A 15,984-nucleotide genomic window follows, 5' to 3' on the forward strand; every position below is an offset into this window, starting at 1 on the left:
GGGCCCCTTCGCGCGAAGGAGCCCCGTTTTCTCATGCGAGGCGGAAGTCCAGATCGGGGGTGATTTCCGCCACGTCCATCTGCGCCTTCTGCAGGCGCCCGGAGTGGTCCCAGTTCATCGCCTGCCAGCGGGTGAACTGGTCGAGCACCCACATCCCGGACTGCCGGCTGCCGTTGCCCGACTTGCCGTTCCCGCCGAACGGCAGGTGGGCCTCGGCGCCGGAGGTGGAGTTGTTGACGCTGACCATGCCGGCCGAGATGCCCTCGCGGAAGCGGAAGGCGTGCTTGGGGTCGGTGGTGTAGATGGAGCTCGACAGGCCGTAACCCGGCAGGTTGGCCAGCTCGATGGCCTCGTCCAGGGTGCGGAACGCGGTCACGCCCACCAGCGGGCCGAACGTCTCCTCCATGAACAGCCGGTCGCCGGGACGGACGCCGTCCACCACGACCGGGTGGTAGTAGAGGCCCTCGCCGCCGTCGAAGTCGCCGCGCGGGTTGTCCTTCGTGATCCGCCCCCGGCCGCCCGTGACGACCTTGTGGTGGGGCTGGATCCAGGTCAGGTATTCCTCGTAGCGGTCGGCGAACTTCCGGTCGAGCAGCGGCCCGGCCAGCACGTCCTGCTCGGGGTCGCCGATCCGGGCGTCGCCCACGGCGCGCGCGAACCGCTCCACGAAGGCGTCGTGGACGCTCTCGTGCACGATGACCGTGCCCAGGCTCGTACAGCGCTGGCCGGCCGTGCCGAAGCCGGAGAACAGCGCGCCCTCGACGGCCAGGTCGAGATCGGCGTCCGGCATGATCACCATCGGGTTCTTGCCGCCCAGCTCCAGGCAGGCCGACTGCAGGTGGCGGCCGGTCAGCTCACCGACCTTCCGGCCCACCTCGCTGGAGCCGGTGAAGCCGACCTTCTGCACGCTGCCCTCGCCCAGGGCCAGCTCCAGGCCCGCGAACGTCTCCGCGCCGTCGGCGAAGACGATGTTCAGCACGCCGTCGGGCAGGCCCGCCGCCGTGAACAGCCGGAACATCGCGTGCGCGGAGGCGGCGGCGTACTCGGCGGGCTTCCAGACGACGGCGTTGCCGCACAGCAGGGCGGGGACCAGGTACCACGACGGGACGGCCACCGGGAAGTTGCCCGCGGTGATGACCGCCGCCACGCCGATCGGGTTCCGGAACGTGAACAGGTTCTTGTCCGGCATCTCCGACGGGACCGTCTGCCCGTAGAGCCTGCGGCCCTCGCCCAGGAAGAAGTCGCACGTGTCCACGATCTCCCGCACCTCGCCGAGCGACTCGGCGTACGGCTTGCCGATCTCCTCGGTCACCAGCCGGGCCAGCCGCTCGGCGTTGGCCTCGACCAGCCGCCCGATGGAGGCGATCACCCGGCCGCGCACCGGCGCCGGCACCTTGGCCCACTCGCGCTGCGCCTCCTTGGCGGTGCGGCAGGCGGCGGCGAACGTGCCGGCGTCGGCCAGGCCCACCTGCGCCACGACCTCGCCCGTGCGGGCGGGGTTGACTGATTCGTACGTGGCCGCGGACTCCGCGTCCTTGCCACCCACGATGGAAACGATCTGTCGGCTCACCGGTGCCCTCCTCATGTGCTTCTGCGGTAGACGCTAGCTCTCCAGGGCCAGTTTGCGCAGCTCCGGGCCGTGGACCGGATCGGCCAGCGCCGCGGCGAACTGCGCCTTGAGGTAGTTGAGCGGCGAGCCGGTGTCCCACCAGGTGCCGTCGATGACCTGGCCGTACACCGGGTTCCCGGCGGCGGCGTGGCGGTGCAGGGCGTCGGTGAGGTAGATCTCGCCCTCGGGGTCGGCCTGCCAGCGGCGGGTGGCGGCCTCCAGCTCGGCGACGACTCCCGGAGTGACGACGTAGCCGCCGATGGCGGCGTACCGGGAGGGGGCCTCCTCCGGGCGCGGCTTCTCGATCAGGCCTGAGATGCGCAGGCGGCCCCCGCCGAGGTCCTCCTCGACGATCGGCACGCCGTAGCGGGAGGCGTCCTCGACCGCCATCGGCAGCAGGGCGAGCACGGGCGCGCCCGTCGCCTCGTAGGCGGCCTTGAGCTGCCTGGCGCGGGGCACCTCGGCCACGAACACGTCATCGCCCCACAGCACCATGAACGGCTCGTCACCGATGACGCGGGCGGCGTTCAGCACGGGCGTGCCGTTGCCGTACGGGCCGTTCTGGTACAGGTACGTGATGTGCGCCAGGGACGACAGCTCGGCCACCGCGTCGGCGAGGTCGTCCTTGCCGGCGTCGCGCAACTGCTGCTCCAGGTCGGCGTCCGGGGCGAAGTGCCGCTGCACGAGCTCCTTGCGGGCCGAGGTCACGATGGTGATCTCGTCGATCCCGGAGTCCACGAGCTCCCTGATGGTGTGCTCGATCACGGGCTTGTCGCCGATCGGCAGCATCTCCTTCGGCAGCGCCTTCGTCAGGGGGAGCAGCCGGGTGCCCAGGCCGGCCACCGGGATCACGGCTTTGCGGACCATGCGTCTCTCCTCGTGCGTGCGGCGAGTCGGGTGACCGACCGGAGAGAGCCGACGTTACCCCAGGCGTCGTCCGGCCCTACGACCGCATTGCGGCAATTGCCAGAGAGACGTTCCCTCTTTCATGGTCCGGGCGATATCTGGGCAGGCTCGGAACGTTATTGTGCCGTGTGCCGGAGAATGAGCTCGGCGACCCGGCGGGGCAGCCCCGGAGACAGGAAAGAATGGCCCATGCCCTCGATAGTCTCCAGCCGCGCGCCGGGAATCCGGGCCGCCAGCGCCGCGCCGTGCGGCGTCGGGAGCAGCGGGTCCGCCGTGCCGTGGATCACCAGCGTGGGGGCCTTGATCGAGGACAGCGGGGCTCGCCGGTCCGCGGTCATCGCGCGCCCGGCCAGGTCGTGGTTGGTCGCGGCGGCGGGGTTGCCGGCACGGTCGTAGGACTCCTCGACCAGCCGCCGGGCCGCCGCCTCGTCGAAGGGCAGCACCTCGCCGTTCAGCACCCGCCACGTCTCCATGTTCGCCGCGACGTTCTCCTCGCGGGTGGTCCTCGGCACGGCCGCCGCGCGCATGAGGTGCTCCAGGAAGCCGGGCGCGGGGGGTGGCAGGTCGTCCGGGTCCGGGGCCTGGCCGGACATGGCGCGTACCCAGATGGGGCCCGCGTCGGTGCCCATCGGGCTGGCCATGATCGCGGTCAGCGTGGTGACCCGCTCGGGGCGGTGCGCGGCCAGCCACTGGCCGACCGCGCCGCCGAGGGAGGCGCCGGCGACGTGGGCGGAGGGGGTGTCGTACGCGTCGAGCACGGCGAGGGAGTCGGCGGCCAGGTCCGCGAGCGTGTACGGGTCGGTGGTGAAGTCGACGCAGTCGGAGCGGCCGGTGTCGCGGTGGTCGAAGCGGATCACCTGCCGGCCGCCGGCCACGAGGGTGTCCACGAGGTCGTCCGGCCAGCCGAGGCCGGAGGTGGAGGTGCCCATGACGAGCAGCACCACGGGGTCTCTCCGGTCGCCGAACCGTTCGGTCCACAGGCGCAGTTTCCCGGACTTGATGAATTTCTCTTCTGCGGCACCCATGGCCATCAATATAGCGAAATCTTGCCATTTAGCGGTGAAATGCGTTAATTCGCATTTCGTGGTATAATAGCGTTACCACGAGCGGGTGGGGGCTGGAGATTCGGCGGTTGTTTCCGAAATATCGTGTTTTGTGATGACCGCCAGCCGCTCCGCCAGGTCCGCCAGCGCGCGGGAGGCGGCCAGCTCGTCCCCGATCTCCGGCACCGCCGGATCGGCGGGATTGCGGCGCGCCCGGCCGGTCCCGGTCACGCGGTCGCCGTTCCCCATCGTCAGCGTCGCCCGGGCGGCGGTGTCGTCGCCGTCCTCGGCGAGAGAGATCCGCACGGTCCATTCCTTGGCCTCCATGGCCACACCTCCTCCACCCCTAGCGGGCTGCCCGGCCGGGCGCCGGTAAACCTTCCACCGACTGGGGCTCAGGGGGCGGGCCTGCGGGGATCTCGCGGTCCGGTCGTCCAGCCCGGTCCGCCGGATCTTCGCGAGCTGCCGCCGCGCCGGGCCGTTGGTGACGACACCCACCCGCCATCCCGCCGCGCGCAACCAGGTCAGCGCCTCCGGCACCCCGGCGTAGAGCTCCGCGAGGTGCGGCATCCGCGCGTGGAAGCCCTCCAGCCGCTCCACCGCCCCCTCCGTCAGCCGGTGCCGCTCGGCGAACTCGCCCGCCCACAGGACGAACGCCCCGTCCAGGTGGAGCAGGGTCCGATCGAGGTTGAAGAGGGCCGGCCGCGTCATGCCTCGAACGCCAGGTGGTGGAGCAGGTGAACCCGGACGCTAGGCGGTGAAGTCGGCGAAGTCGAAGCCCGGCGAGACCAGGCAGCTCACCAGCACCGCCTCGTCGCCCGCGGGGCGCGCCGACTGCCACGCGCCGCCCGGCACGACGGCCTGCGGCACCTGCCCGTGCTCCACGTCCGGCCCCAGGACGACCGTCTCGTCCCCGATCGTCAGGTCGAGCGGTCCGCCGCGGTGCCACAGCCAGATCTCCGCCGACCTGACCATGTGCGGCACCGACTCCTCGCCAGGGTGCAGCAGGAAGTAGATGGCGGTGGCGCTGGCTCGCGCGCCCGGGTACCCGTCGGGCGTGAACGTCACCGGCGACCGCCACGTCTCCCGGAACCAGCCGCCCTCGGGGTGGGGGAGCAGGTCGAGTGCCTCGGCGATCGGCGGTCGCTCCACGAACGCGACCGGTGCGCCCTTGACGTCCCGGCGCAGGAAGCGGTTGCCGTCGAGGACGAGCTGGCCGTCGAGCGGGGCGGCCAGGGCCGCCGCCTCGTCGGCCACCTGGATGGACGGGCCGTCAGGGTAGATCCGCAACTCCACGAGGTGAGTCTATGTGGATATTTCGGACAGGTCCTGCTTCCGCCGATGACCCCGCGCGTTCACCTGCCGGACGATTTCTCATATTTTAATATTTTTTCACCGGCAACCAGACCGACGAATGAGGCAAGACCAGGTGAAACCCGATCAATGGCGTTCGCTGCTCGACAGCAGGGCATCCCGGCGCCAGATGCTCACGTACGCCACCGGCGTGGCCGGGCTCATCGCCCTGGGCCAGGTGCCCGGCGGCGTGAGCGACCCGGCGCCCGCGCTGTCCGCGAACCCGTTCACGTTAGGCGTCTCCTCCGGCGACCCCCGCCCCGACGGCGTCGTGCTGTGGACCAGGCTCGCCACGCAACCGCTGGCCGACGACGGGATGGGCGGCATGCCGCGCGTCCCCGTGCCGGTCCGGTGGGAGATCGCCGAGGACGACGGCATGCGCCGCGTGGTGCGCAAGGGCGTGGCCACCGCCCGTCCCGAGCTCGCCCACGCCGTCCACGTCGAGGTGAACGGGCTGCGTCCCGGCCGCGAGTACTGGTACCGCTTCACGGTGGGCGACGAGACCAGCCGCACCGGCCGTACGAAGACCGCGCCCGACCCCCGCTGGAACACCGAGGTCTCCTTCGCGTACGCCTCCTGCCAGCAGTGGGAGAGCGGGTTCTACACCGCCTACCGCGACATGGCGGCCCAGGACCTCGACCTGATCGGCCACCTGGGCGACTACATCTACGAGCTGGCGATCGGCGCCACGGGCGGCCAGCGCAAGACGTCGCTGTCGGCCGCGCACAACGCGCCCACCATGACCCTCTCGCAGTACCGCCTGCGTTACGCCCTGGTCAACTCCGACCCGGACCTGCAGGCCGCCCGCGCGGTCGCGCCCTGGTTCTTCGCGCTGGACGACCACGACGTCGAGGACAACTGGGGCGCCGACCTGTCGCCCACCGGCGGCACCCCGGAGAACTTCCTGCGCCGCCGCGCCGCCGCCTTCCGCGCCTGCTTCGAGAACCAGCCGATGCGCCCCTCGGCCCTGCCCGTGGGGCCGGACATGCCGATGTACCAGCGCATCCGGTACGGCCGGCTGGCCACGTTCCACGTCCTGGACGAGCGGCAGTTCCGCAGCCCCGCCGACGTCACCGCCCGCCTCGACCCGAACCGCACCATGCTCGGCGAGCAGCAGGCCGCCTGGCTGCTGGACGGCCTGGGCCGCTCCCGCAGCACGTGGAACGTCCTGGCCAACCAGGTGATGATGTTCCAGCTCGACCGGCTCACCGACCCCGGGCTGCAGCAGCTCAACCCCGACACCTGGGACGGGTACGCGGCCGAGCGCGACCGCCTGTGGGCCGGCATCACCCAGCGGAAGGTCGCCAACCCGGTCGTGATCACCGGCGACGCGCACGTCAACTGCGCCGCCGAGCTCAAGGCCGACTTCGCCGACCCCGGCTCCCCGACCGTGGGCGTCGAGTTCCTCGGCACCTCGATCACCTCCGGCGGCAACGGCTCCGACACGACCGCCGGCGGGGCCGAGTGGCTGGCGGCCAACCCGCACCTGAAGTTCTTCAACAACCAGCGCGGCTACATCCGCTGCCGCGTCGCCAAGGACACCATGCGGGCCGACTACGTGGTCGTGGACAAGGTCACCACGCCCGACGGCACCGCCTCCGTACGCAAGTCGTTCGTCGTCGAGTCGGGCCGGCCCGCCCTCCAGGACGCGTGATGAAGAAATCTCTCCACTTCGCCGCCGCCTTCGCCCTCATCCCCCTGGGCGCCGTGCCCGCGGCCGGCTCCACCACCGCCCCCGAGCTGCCCAGGACCCCCGCCGGTCAGGTGCTCGTGGTGCAGGCCGATCTCCAGGACTCGGTACGCCCCGCCGACGCCGCCGACACCACCGACCTGGACAACTTCGCCGCCCGGCTGGCCGCCAGGCTGCCCGCCGCCCCAGACGCCCTGGTGCTCAACGAGCTCCTCGGCCCCGGCGCCCGCCGCCTGGCCACCAGCCTGAGCAGGGCCCTGGGGTACCGCTACCGGGTCGAGGTGGCGGGGGAGCGCTCGGCGTTCCAGGCGGACGGCTCCGTCCGCGAGACCGCGATCATCCTGAACGCCGACACCATGACCGCGGCCCGGCCCACCGGGTACGAGCGCGTGCAGGACGAGGACCAGGCGTACACGGGGGCGGCCAGGCGCGACGGCAGCCTCCAGGTGCCGCTGCTCGCCGTCCACCCGGGTGGCGACCCGGCCACGGCGACGGCCGCGTACACGGCCCTGGCGGCCGACAAGTTCCCCCAGGCGCAGGTCACGGTGCTGGGGGGCGACTTCCGCGCGGCCCGCTGCGCCGTGCCGAGCACCGACCAGACCGTCGGGTGCGCGCCCCAGGCGTTCTGGGCGGATCTCACCGGGCCGAAGGCGTACAGTGACGCGCTGTTCGACAAGGCCGACGCGCAGAGCCGCAGCCACAGCGGCTACCTGTTCGCCCGCGGGCAGGTGCTCGCGGCCGGGCTGGACACGGCGTACGACGCCGACCTGCCCGACCGCGCCTCGTGCAAGCCGCACTTCGACGCAGGCCGGCCCCGCTCGGCGCCCCGGGACTGCCGCTCGGCGTACTACGCCGACGTCCCGTTCGGCTGGGCGCTGCTGGCCGCCGGGCAGCCGGTCCAGCAGACGGTGACGCCGAGCCGGATCGCGCTGGACCACTGCGAGCTGGCCGTACGCCAGGCGGAGGTGGCGGCGAGGATCGTCAACAACACCGGCGACGCGCTCTCCAGGCCGCTCACGGTGACGGCCGCCGCGCCGCTCACCGCGACCCCCGCCACCGCGTCCCTCGACGCGCCCGCCGGTCAGGCCACCACCGCCACCATCAAGATCACCGCACCCAGGGACACCCCTCCCGGGGAGCACGTGATCACCGTGCGCGTCGGGGACGAGAGCACGGAGGTGCCGGTCACGGTCACGGAGACGTGCACGGAGCCGAAGGTGTACGCCAGCAGCTTCCACGCCGGCTTCGGCCCCGAGCGCGCCGTGGACGGGGACATCGCCACGTTCTGGCACTCGGAGTACTCGCCGCCCACCCCGCTCCCACAGTCGATCACCCTCAACCTGGGGGAGGTCAAGCAGGTCGGCAACGTCGGCTACCAGCCGCGCTTCGACGGCAACCTGAACGGCACGATCCTGGACTACAAGGTCTACGTCAGCACGGACGGCCAGACCTTCACGGAGGTCGCGGGCGGCACGTGGGCGGGCGACGCCCGGCTGAAGACGGCCACGTTCCCCGCCGTGGACGCCCGTTACGTGCGGCTGGAGGGCACCAGGGCCGGCGGCGGCTCGTACCTGTCGGCGGCGGAGGTGACCGCCGGCTGACCCGTCGGAACCCGTCGCGTCGGAACAGCCGGCCGATCTCCCCTGACCGGCCGCGAACTGTCGGTCGGGCTGGCTAGTCTGCGGCAGGTGACGGAACGGTGGAGCCGCGACCAGGTCCTCGCCCTCGCCCCCGACGCGCCGTCCCAGAAGGCGGCGCAGGGAGTGGCAGCGCCAGGGAAGTGGTCGTTACGCGGCACGACAGGCACGGTGCTGTACGGCGAGTGCAAGGGCAGCGGCGCCAAGCCCTACCTGGCGTGCGTCGACCTGACCGAGCCCGCATACCGGTGCAGCTGCCCGAGCCGGAAGTTCCCGTGCAAGCATGCGCTCGGGCTGCTGCTCCTGTGGTCCGCCGACGCGGTCCCGGTCCAGGAGGCGGCGCCGCAGTGGGTGACGGAGTGGCTGGAAGGGCGGGCCGAGCGCGCCGAGAAGTCGGCCGCCCGCCTCGAAGCCGCGCGCGTCAAGGCCGCCGAGGCCGCCGCCCTCGAAGCCGGAGACGCCGCCCGGGCAGGGGGAGCCGAAGCTGGGGACGCCGGGCCTGGCGACGCGGCCGGCCGGGCCACCCTCGGCGAGACGGGCGCGCCGGGCCCGGACACCTCGGGCACCGACCCGTCGGACCTGGGCGCGCTCGGCGCGGAGGGGCCGGGTCCGGGTGTGCCGGGACGAGGCGTTGGGCCCGGGACCGCGATCGGGGCGAACGGGACCTCGGCAGGCGGTCGGGGCGAGTCCGTACGTCATTCGCGGGTCGCCGCCGGGCTGGCCGAGCTGGAGCGGTGGCTGGCCGACCAGGTGCGCCAAGGGCTGGCGGGAGCGGCCGAGCACGACTGGGACGGCCTGGCCAAGCGCCTCATCGACGCCCAGGCCCCGGGAGTGGCGGGCGTCGTGTCCCGGCTGTCCCGGGTGCGGGCCGAGGAGGGCTGGCCGGGGCGGCTGCTGGAGGAATACGCCCTGATCAACCTGCTTGCCATCGCCTACCGGCGGCGGGCCGAGCTGCCGAAGCCCCTCGCACAGACCGTCCTCATCCGCGCCGGGTTCCCCGTCACCAGGGAAGAGGTGCTGGCCGGGCCGCCGGTGCGCGACCACTGGGACGTCCTGGGCAGGCGCGACGAGGCGCAGGACCGGCTGACGGCGCGCCGCGTCTGGCTGCGGGGCCGCCGCACCGGCAGGCCCGCCCTCATCCTGTCGTTCGCACCACAGGGGCAGCCGCTGGACGCCTCGCTGGTGACGGGCACCACGATCGACGCCGACCTCACGTTCTACCCGGGCGCCGCCCCCTTGCGCGCCCTGGTCGCCACCCGCCACGGCACCGCCCCCTGGCCCCCACCCACCCCCGACCCGTCCCCACCAGCGGACTCCCCAGCCGCGCCGTCCCCGGCCGCGCCGTCACGGGCAGTGGGGTCCCAGGGTGCGCCGTCTCCGGGTGCGGCGCCTCCCGAGGGACAAGCCGCCACCGGACTGCCTCCCACCTCCGCGCTGCCTCCTGCCGCGCAGGTCCCGGCGATGCCGGGCGGAGTCGCGTCTCCTGCCGCGTCGGCCTCCGAGGGGCGAGGCGCCGGCGCGGGGTCGGCTCCCGTCGCGTCATCGCCCGAGGGGCGAGTCGCCGCCGGGCTGCCTTCCGTCGTACAGGCCCCCGCCGTACCGCGTGCCGTGCCGCCCGGGGTGTCGCCGGAGGAAGGGCTTGACGAGGTGGCGCGGGCGCTGGCCGAGGATCCGTGGACCGAGTCCTGGCCGCTCGTGCTGGCCGGCGTGGTCCCCGACCGGACCTCCGTCGGTGGCCTGCCGCTGCATCCCCGCTGCCAGGACCCCTGGCGGCTGATCGCCGTCTCCGGAGGGCACCCGGTCACCGTGGCGGTCGAATGGACCCCCCAAGGCGTGCGACCCCTGACCACCTGGGACGACGAAGGAACGGCGGTGATCCTGTGACCGGCTGGGACGAGCTGGCGTCCACGGCGCTCGTCGGCACCGACCGGCGGCCGTACCAGGGAGGTGACCTGCTGGAGGCGGCCGCCGTCGAGGTGGCGAGGCGGCGGGCGGGACGGCGCGTGGCCGGGACGGCGGCACAGCGGAGCGCGTCCGCCGAGGAGGTCGAGGCCGGGGCTGGAGGGCAGGGGAGCGCGCCTGCCGAGGAGCGGGCGGCGGTGGGGCGGCGGGCGGCCGAGCGGCTCGGCCGGATCCTGGGCGGCGAGCACGAGCGGCTGCTCCCCGAATGGCTGGCCGCGGCCGCCGCCACCGGCCGCAGGGTGCCCGCCTTCGTGCTGCCCGAGCTGCTCGAACGCGGCCGGCGCGACCGTTCGATCAGGGTGCATCTCGGCGTCCTGGCCGGGCAGCGCGGCCGCTGGCTGGCCGGGCTCAACCCCGCCTGGGACTACCTGCTGGAGGAGCCCACGGGCGAGACGTGGGAGCTGGGCGGTGCCGCCGACCGGCGGGCGCACCTGCGCGCGCTCAGGGCGGCCGACCCGGCCCAGGCCCGGCGGCTGCTGGAGAGCACGTGGGAGCGCGAGACGCCCGACGACCGGGCCGAGTTCGCGGAGGTGCTGGCCGAGGGGCTCAGCATGGCGGACGAGCCGTTCCTGGAGGAGGCGCTCGACGACCGCCGCAGGGAAGTACGCCAGACCGCCGCCAACCTCCTCACCCGCCTGCCCGGGTCGCGCATGTCGCAACGCATGGCCGAGCGGGTGCGCGCCTGCGTGACGATCCGGCGGGAGGGCACCGGTGACGTCATCGCCGTCGAGGCCCCCACGGCCTGTGACAAGGCGATGGAACGCGACGGCGTGCGCCCGAAGCCGCCCCGGGGCATCGGCGAGCGCGCCTGGTGGCTGCAGCAGATCATCGCCCGCGCCCCGCTGTCGGTGTGGGACCGGCCGCCCGCCCTGCTGCTCAAGCTGAAGATCCCCGACTGGGACGCCGAGGTGAAGGCGGCCTGGGTACGCGCCGCCGTGCTGCAGAAGGACCCCGAGTGGGCGCGGGCGATGTTCGACTGGGACCCGATCGCCGACCTGCTCGAGTCGTTGCCCCCGGAGGAGCAGCAGGAGCTGGCCGCGAGGTTCGTGCGGAACCACGACCTGGACAGCCAGTTGATCATGGTGCTCGGCGGCGTGTCGTCCCACTGGCGCGAGGGCCTGGCCACGGCCGTCCTCCGCAAGATCGTGAAGGTGGCCACCACGCAGCCGTGGAACCTCGGCGAGCTGGTCAAGCTGGCGGGCGAGCATATCGACCCCGCCCTGTTCCCGCTGGCCGAGAGCTACTCGCCGGTCGAGCCCATCCAGCAGGTCGCCGCCCTGCTGCGTTTTCGTGCTGACATGTACAAGGAGCTTTCCCTATGACCGTTCTGCGCCCGCACGCGGAAGACCAGTACGCCGAGGAGCTGGCACTCCTGGCCAAGGACGACGACCGGCCCAGGCCGCCGGGCTGGAAGTTGTCGCCGTGGGCCGTGACCACGTACATCCTGGGCGACGGCGAGCGCATCACCCCCAAATACGTGGGCGCGCGGCGCATCGTCGAGGTCGCCGTCGCCACCCTGGCCACCGACCGCGCGCTGCTGCTGCTCGGCGTGCCCGGCACCGCGAAGACGTGGCTGTCGGAGCACCTGGCCGCCGCCATCAGCGGCGACTCGACGCTGCTCGTGCAGGGCACGGCCGGCACCGCCGAGGAGGCCATCCGGTACGGCTGGAACTACGCCAGGCTCCTGGCCGAGGGCCCCTCGATCGAGGCGCTGACCCCGTCGCCGGTGATGCGGGCCATGGCCGAGGGCCGCATAGCCCGGGTCGAGGAGCTCACCCGCATGCCGTCCGACGTACAGGACGCCCTGATCACCGTGCTGTCGGAGAAGACACTGCCGATACCCGAGCTCAACCGCGAGGTCCAGGCCGAGCGCGGGTTCAACGTGATCGCCACGGCCAACGACCGCGACCGGGGCGTCAACGAGCTGTCCAGCGCGCTGCGCCGCCGCTTCAACACCGTCGTGCTGCCGGTCCCGGCCACCGCCGAGGAGGAGGTGGACATCGTCGCGCGCCGGGTCGCCCAGCTGGGCCGCGCGCTGGCGCTGCCGGAGACGACGACGGGGATGGCGGAGATCCGGCGCGTGGTGACGGTGTTCAGAGAGCTGCGCACCGGCGTCACCGAGGACGGCCGCACCAAGGTCAAGTCGCCCAGCGGCACCCTGTCCACGGCCGAGGCCATCTCGGTCCTGACCAGCGGCATCGCGCTGGCCGCGCACTTCGGCGACGGCGTGCTGCGGCCCTCCGACGTGGCCGCCGGGATCGTCGGCGCGGTGGTGCAGGAGCCGGTGTCGGACCGGGTGGTGTGGCGCGAATACCTGGAGACCGTGGTCCGCGAGCGCTCCGACTGGCGCGACTTCTACCGCGCCTGCCGCGAAGAGTCATGAGCGTCTCCGTCCTGGGCGTACGCCACCACGGCCCCGGCTCGGCGCGGGCGGTGCGCCGGGAGCTCGAACGCCTGCGCCCCGACGTGATCCTCATCGAGGGCCCGCCCGAGGCCGACGGCCTGGTCTGGCTCGCGCCCGAGCTGGAGCCGCCGGTCGCGCTGCTCGCGCACGTGCCGGGGGAGCCCGCCAAGGCCGCGTTCTGGCCGTTCGCCGCGTTCTCGCCGGAGTGGCAGGCGATCATGTACGCCACGTCGGCCGGCGTCCCCGTGCGCTTCTGCGACCTGCCCGCCGCCCATTCCCTGGCCGATGACGGCGACGATGCCGCCGGCCCGCGGGCCGAGGACGGCGACGACGCTGCCGGCGGGCGGGCCGAGGACGGTGAAGAGCCTTCCGGGCTGCGGGTCGATCCCATCGGGGCGCTCGCCGGCGCGGCCGGGTACGACGATCCGGAGCGCTGGTGGGAGGACGTCGTCGAGCACCGGGGCGGTGACACGCCGTTCGAGGTGATCGCCGAGGCCATGGCCGCCGTGCGCGAGGGCCACGAGCCGGACGGCCGGGAGGCCAGGCGCGAGGCGTACATGCGTAAGACCCTGCGCGCGGCGCTCAAGCAGGGCTTCGGGCGGATCGCGGTGATCTGCGGGGCCTGGCACGTGCCCGCGCTGGCCGGGCCGCTGCCGCCCGTCACGGCAGACAACGCCCTCCTGCGCGGCCTGCCGAAGGTGAAGGCGGAGCTGACGTGGGTGCCGTGGACGTACGGGCGGCTGGCCTCGTGGAGCGGGTACGGCGCGGGGATCACCTCCCCCGGCTGGTACCACCACCTGTTCGACGCCCCCGACCGGCCCGTGGAGCGCTGGCTGGCCGGGGCCGCCGCGGTGCTGCGCGACGAGGGGTTGCCCGTGTCGTCCGCGCACGTCATCGAGTCCGTACGCCTGGCCGAGAGCCTGGCCACCCTGCGCGGCCGGCCGCTGGCCGGTCTGGGCGAGGTCACCGAGGCAGCCAGAGCCGTATTGTGCGAGGGCGACGACCTGGCGGTGGAGCTGATCCAGCGGCGCATGGTCGTCGGCGACCGGCTCGGCCACGTCTCCGACGGCACCCCGATGGTGCCGCTCCAGCGGGACCTGCGCGAGCAGCAGCGGCGGCTGAAGCTCAAGCCCGAGGCGCTCGACCGGGAGATCGACCTCGACCTGCGCAAGCCCCTCGACCTCGACCGCAGCCACCTGCTGCACCGGCTGCGGCTGCTCGGGGTGGGCTGGGGCACGCCGGGGCAGGCCCGGGGGAAGGGCACGTTCAGGGAGACGTGGACGCTGCGGTGGCGGCCCGAGCACGACCTGGCGCTCATCGAGCACGCCGCGCTCGGCACCACCGTGGCCGCCGCGGCCGCGCAGCGGGCCGGGGACCTGGCGGCGGCCGAGTCCGCGGCGCTGGCGGACCTGACGTCGCTGGTGGAGCAGTGCCTGCTTGCCGAGCTGCCGCTGGCGCTGCCCGAGGTGCTGGCGGCGCTGTCGGCCAAGGCCGCGCTCGACACCGATGTCACGCACCTGATGGCGGCGCTGCCCGCGATGGTGCGCGCCCACCGGTACGGCGACGTGCGCGGCACGCCGGCGGAGGGGCTGGCGGTGATCGTGCGCTCGATGCTGGAGCGGATCCGCGTCGGCCTGCCGGTGGCGGTGACGGGGCTGGACGACGACGCGGCGGCCGACCTGCTCAAGCACGTCGACGCGGTGCACTCCGCCGTCGCCCTGCTGTCCGACGGCGTGCGGGAGGAGACGTCGCCGCGCAGCCGGTGGCTGGGCACGTTGCGCGGCATCAGCGACCGGCAGGACCTGCACGGGCTGATCGAGGGCCGGTTCACCAGGATCCTGCTGGACTCCGGCGAGCTCGACGACGCCGGTGACCGCATGTCCAGGGCCATGTCCCGGGGGCAGGCGCCGGCGCGGGCGGCGGCGTGGGTGGAGGGGTTCCTGGCCGGGGGCGGGCTGCTGCTGGTGCACGACCCGCGCCTGCTGGGCCTGGTCGACGGGTGGCTGACCGGGCTGTCCGGCGAGCAGTTCACCGACGTGCTCCCGCTGCTGCGCCGTACGTTCGGGGCGTTCGCCGCGCCGGAGCGCCGGGCCGTCGGCGAGCGGCTGCGCTCGGCCGGCCACGACGACGGGGCAGCGGAGCCGGACGTGGACGAGCGGCGCGCGGCGGCGGCCGTCGCGACGGTCCTGTCGATCATCGGAAGGGCGGGCGGATGAGCGTGGCGGACGAGCGGATGCGGCGCTGGCGGCTGGTGCTCGGCGGCGGGTCCGCCGACGGCACCGGGTGCGGGCTGGAGGGAGTGGACGCGCAGATGGACGCGGCGCTGGCCGCCGTCTACGACCAGGGCGGGCCAGACGGCACGCGGAGCGGGGGGCGGGAGGGCGGGCTGGGCGCGTCGGCCCCGCGGGTGGCGCGCTGGCTGGGCGACATCCGTACCTACTTCCCCTCCACCGTCGTCCAGGTCATGCAGAAGGACGCGATCGAGCGGCTGAACCTCACCAGGCTCCTGCTGGAGCCCGAGATGCTCGAGGCGGTGGAGCCGGACGTGCACCTGGTGGGCACCCTGCTCGCGCTCAACAAGGTGATGCCCGACCAGGCCCGCGAATCCGCCCGGGCCCTGGTGCGCAAGGTGGTGACGGAGCTAGAGCGCCGGCTGGCCCAGAAGACCAGGGCGGCCGTGACCGGCGCGCTCGACCGCTCGGCCAGGACCCACCGCCCCAAGCGGGTGGCCGACATCGACTGGGACCGGACGATCAGGGCGAACCTCAAGAACTACCTGCCCGAGCGGAACACCGTGGTCCCCTCCCGGCTCGTCGGCTACGCGCGCAGGCAGCGGTCGGTGCAGCGCGAGGTGGTGCTGTGCATCGACCAGAGCGGGTCGATGGCGGCCTCGGTGGTCTATTCCAGCGTGTTCGGGGCGGTGCTGGCGTCGATGCGGTCGCTGAAGACGTCGCTCGTGGTGTTCGACACGGCGGTGGTGGACCTCACCGACCGGCTGCACGATCCGGTGGAGCTGCTGTTCGGGACCCAGCTCGGCGGCGGCACCGACATCAACCGGGCCATCGCCTACGGCCAGGGGCTCATCACCCGGCCGGCCGACTCGATCTTCATCCTGATCAGCGACCTGTACGAGGGCGGCGTCAGGCAGGAGATGCTGCGCAGGGTGGCGGCGATGACGCAGGCCGGCGTACAGGTGATCGTGCTGCTCGCGCTGTCCGACGAGGGCGCGCCGTTCTACGACCACGAGAACGCGGCCGCGCTGGCCGCGATGGGCGTGCCCGCGTTCGCGTGCACGCCCGACGCCTTCCCCGACCTGATGGCGGCCGCCATCGAGCGGCGCGACATCGCCCGGTGGGCCGAACGCCACACCGCTCCCTGAC

General features: G+C 73.4%; 12 protein-coding genes. 7 read left to right on the forward strand and 5 right to left on the reverse strand.

All coding sequences use genetic code 11. The features are described from left to right. Window positions 1-31: 31 nt before the first annotated feature. The 5 genes from ACTWPW_RS09030 to ACTWPW_RS09050 all read right to left on the reverse strand — a co-directional run bounded on the left by ACTWPW_RS09030 (window position 32) and on the right by ACTWPW_RS09050 (window position 4,854). A complete protein-coding gene (locus ACTWPW_RS09030; protein ID WP_443168410.1) occupies window positions 32-1,570 on the reverse strand; it encodes an aldehyde dehydrogenase family protein in 1,539 nt (512 codons plus the stop codon). A 33-nt stretch (window positions 1,571-1,603) separates the two neighbouring features. Continuing rightward, on the reverse strand, window positions 1,604-2,476 hold the full coding sequence (locus tag ACTWPW_RS09035; protein ID WP_375115399.1) for a UTP--glucose-1-phosphate uridylyltransferase: 873 nt from the start codon (window positions 2,474-2,476) through the stop codon (window positions 1,604-1,606). A 155-nt stretch (window positions 2,477-2,631) separates the two neighbouring features. Continuing rightward, entirely contained in the window at window positions 2,632-3,540 is a 909-nt protein-coding gene (locus ACTWPW_RS09040; RefSeq protein ID WP_375115398.1) for an alpha/beta fold hydrolase, read from the reverse strand. Between the two features lie 72 nt (window positions 3,541-3,612). Next, window positions 3,613-4,269 carry a dsRBD fold-containing protein gene (locus ACTWPW_RS09045; RefSeq protein WP_443168411.1) on the reverse strand — a complete coding sequence of 219 codons (657 nt, stop codon included), beginning with the start codon at window positions 4,267-4,269 and terminating at the stop codon, window positions 3,613-3,615. 39 nt (window positions 4,270-4,308) lie between these two features. After that, window positions 4,309-4,854 carry a cupin domain-containing protein gene (locus ACTWPW_RS09050; protein ID WP_443168412.1) on the reverse strand — a complete coding sequence of 182 codons (546 nt, stop codon included), beginning with the start codon at window positions 4,852-4,854 and terminating at the stop codon, window positions 4,309-4,311. Between the two features lie 133 nt (window positions 4,855-4,987). Here ACTWPW_RS09050 and ACTWPW_RS09055 point away from each other — a divergent pair, with 133 nt between their 5' ends. From ACTWPW_RS09055 to ACTWPW_RS09085, 7 genes are all read left to right on the forward strand, one after another. Further along, window positions 4,988-6,565: an alkaline phosphatase D family protein gene (locus ACTWPW_RS09055; RefSeq protein WP_443168413.1), complete on the forward strand. Its 1,578-nt coding sequence runs from the start codon at window positions 4,988-4,990 to the stop codon at window positions 6,563-6,565. Further along, window positions 6,565-8,202 carry a discoidin domain-containing protein gene (locus ACTWPW_RS09060; protein WP_443168414.1) on the forward strand — a complete coding sequence of 546 codons (1,638 nt, stop codon included), beginning with the start codon at window positions 6,565-6,567 and terminating at the stop codon, window positions 8,200-8,202. Before ACTWPW_RS09055 ends, ACTWPW_RS09060 begins: the two co-directional genes overlap by 1 nt. An 87-nt stretch (window positions 8,203-8,289) precedes the next feature. Next, window positions 8,290-10,122 carry an SWIM zinc finger family protein gene (locus ACTWPW_RS09065; RefSeq protein WP_443168415.1) on the forward strand — a complete coding sequence of 611 codons (1,833 nt, stop codon included), beginning with the start codon at window positions 8,290-8,292 and terminating at the stop codon, window positions 10,120-10,122. After that, window positions 10,119-11,522 (forward strand): DUF5691 domain-containing protein, encoded by a 1,404-nt coding sequence (locus tag ACTWPW_RS09070; protein WP_443168416.1) that lies wholly within the window; start codon window positions 10,119-10,121, stop codon window positions 11,520-11,522. Before ACTWPW_RS09065 ends, ACTWPW_RS09070 begins: the two co-directional genes overlap by 4 nt. Beyond that, window positions 11,519-12,583, forward strand: coding sequence for an ATP-binding protein (locus ACTWPW_RS09075; protein ID WP_375115391.1), 1,065 nt, complete (start codon window positions 11,519-11,521; stop codon window positions 12,581-12,583). Before ACTWPW_RS09070 ends, ACTWPW_RS09075 begins: the two co-directional genes overlap by 4 nt. Further along, window positions 12,580-14,820, forward strand: coding sequence for a DUF5682 family protein (locus tag ACTWPW_RS09080; RefSeq protein WP_443168417.1), 2,241 nt, complete (start codon window positions 12,580-12,582; stop codon window positions 14,818-14,820). The genes ACTWPW_RS09075 and ACTWPW_RS09080 overlap by 4 nt, the downstream gene beginning before the upstream one ends. Next, window positions 14,817-15,983, forward strand: coding sequence for a VWA domain-containing protein (locus tag ACTWPW_RS09085; protein ID WP_443168418.1), 1,167 nt, complete (start codon window positions 14,817-14,819; stop codon window positions 15,981-15,983). Before ACTWPW_RS09080 ends, ACTWPW_RS09085 begins: the two co-directional genes overlap by 4 nt. Window position 15,984 lies beyond the last annotated feature (1 nt).

The sequence above is a fragment of the Nonomuraea sp. KM90 genome, from assembly GCF_052246675.1.
GTDB lineage: Bacteria > Actinomycetota > Actinomycetes > Streptosporangiales > Streptosporangiaceae > Nonomuraea.

What these genes read in the sequence shown, in the direction of transcription:
- ACTWPW_RS09035 (WP_375115399.1), bottom strand. Translation starts at nt 2,476, where the DNA reads ATGGTCCGCAAAGCCGTGATCCCGGTGGCCGGCCTGGGCACCCGGCTG.
- ACTWPW_RS09040 (WP_375115398.1), bottom strand. Translation starts at nt 3,540, where the DNA reads ATGGGTGCCGCAGAAGAGAAATTCATCAAGTCCGGGAAACTGCGCCTG.
- ACTWPW_RS09045 (WP_443168411.1), bottom strand. Translation starts at nt 4,269, where the DNA reads ATGACGCGGCCGGCCCTCTTCAACCTCGATCGGACCCTGCTCCACCTG.
- ACTWPW_RS09060 (WP_443168414.1), top strand. Translation starts at nt 6,565, where the DNA reads ATGAAGAAATCTCTCCACTTCGCCGCCGCCTTCGCCCTCATCCCCCTG.
- ACTWPW_RS09075 (WP_375115391.1), top strand. Translation starts at nt 11,519, where the DNA reads ATGACCGTTCTGCGCCCGCACGCGGAAGACCAGTACGCCGAGGAGCTG.
- ACTWPW_RS09080 (WP_443168417.1), top strand. Translation starts at nt 12,580, where the DNA reads ATGAGCGTCTCCGTCCTGGGCGTACGCCACCACGGCCCCGGCTCGGCG.
- ACTWPW_RS09085 (WP_443168418.1), top strand. Translation starts at nt 14,817, where the DNA reads ATGAGCGTGGCGGACGAGCGGATGCGGCGCTGGCGGCTGGTGCTCGGC.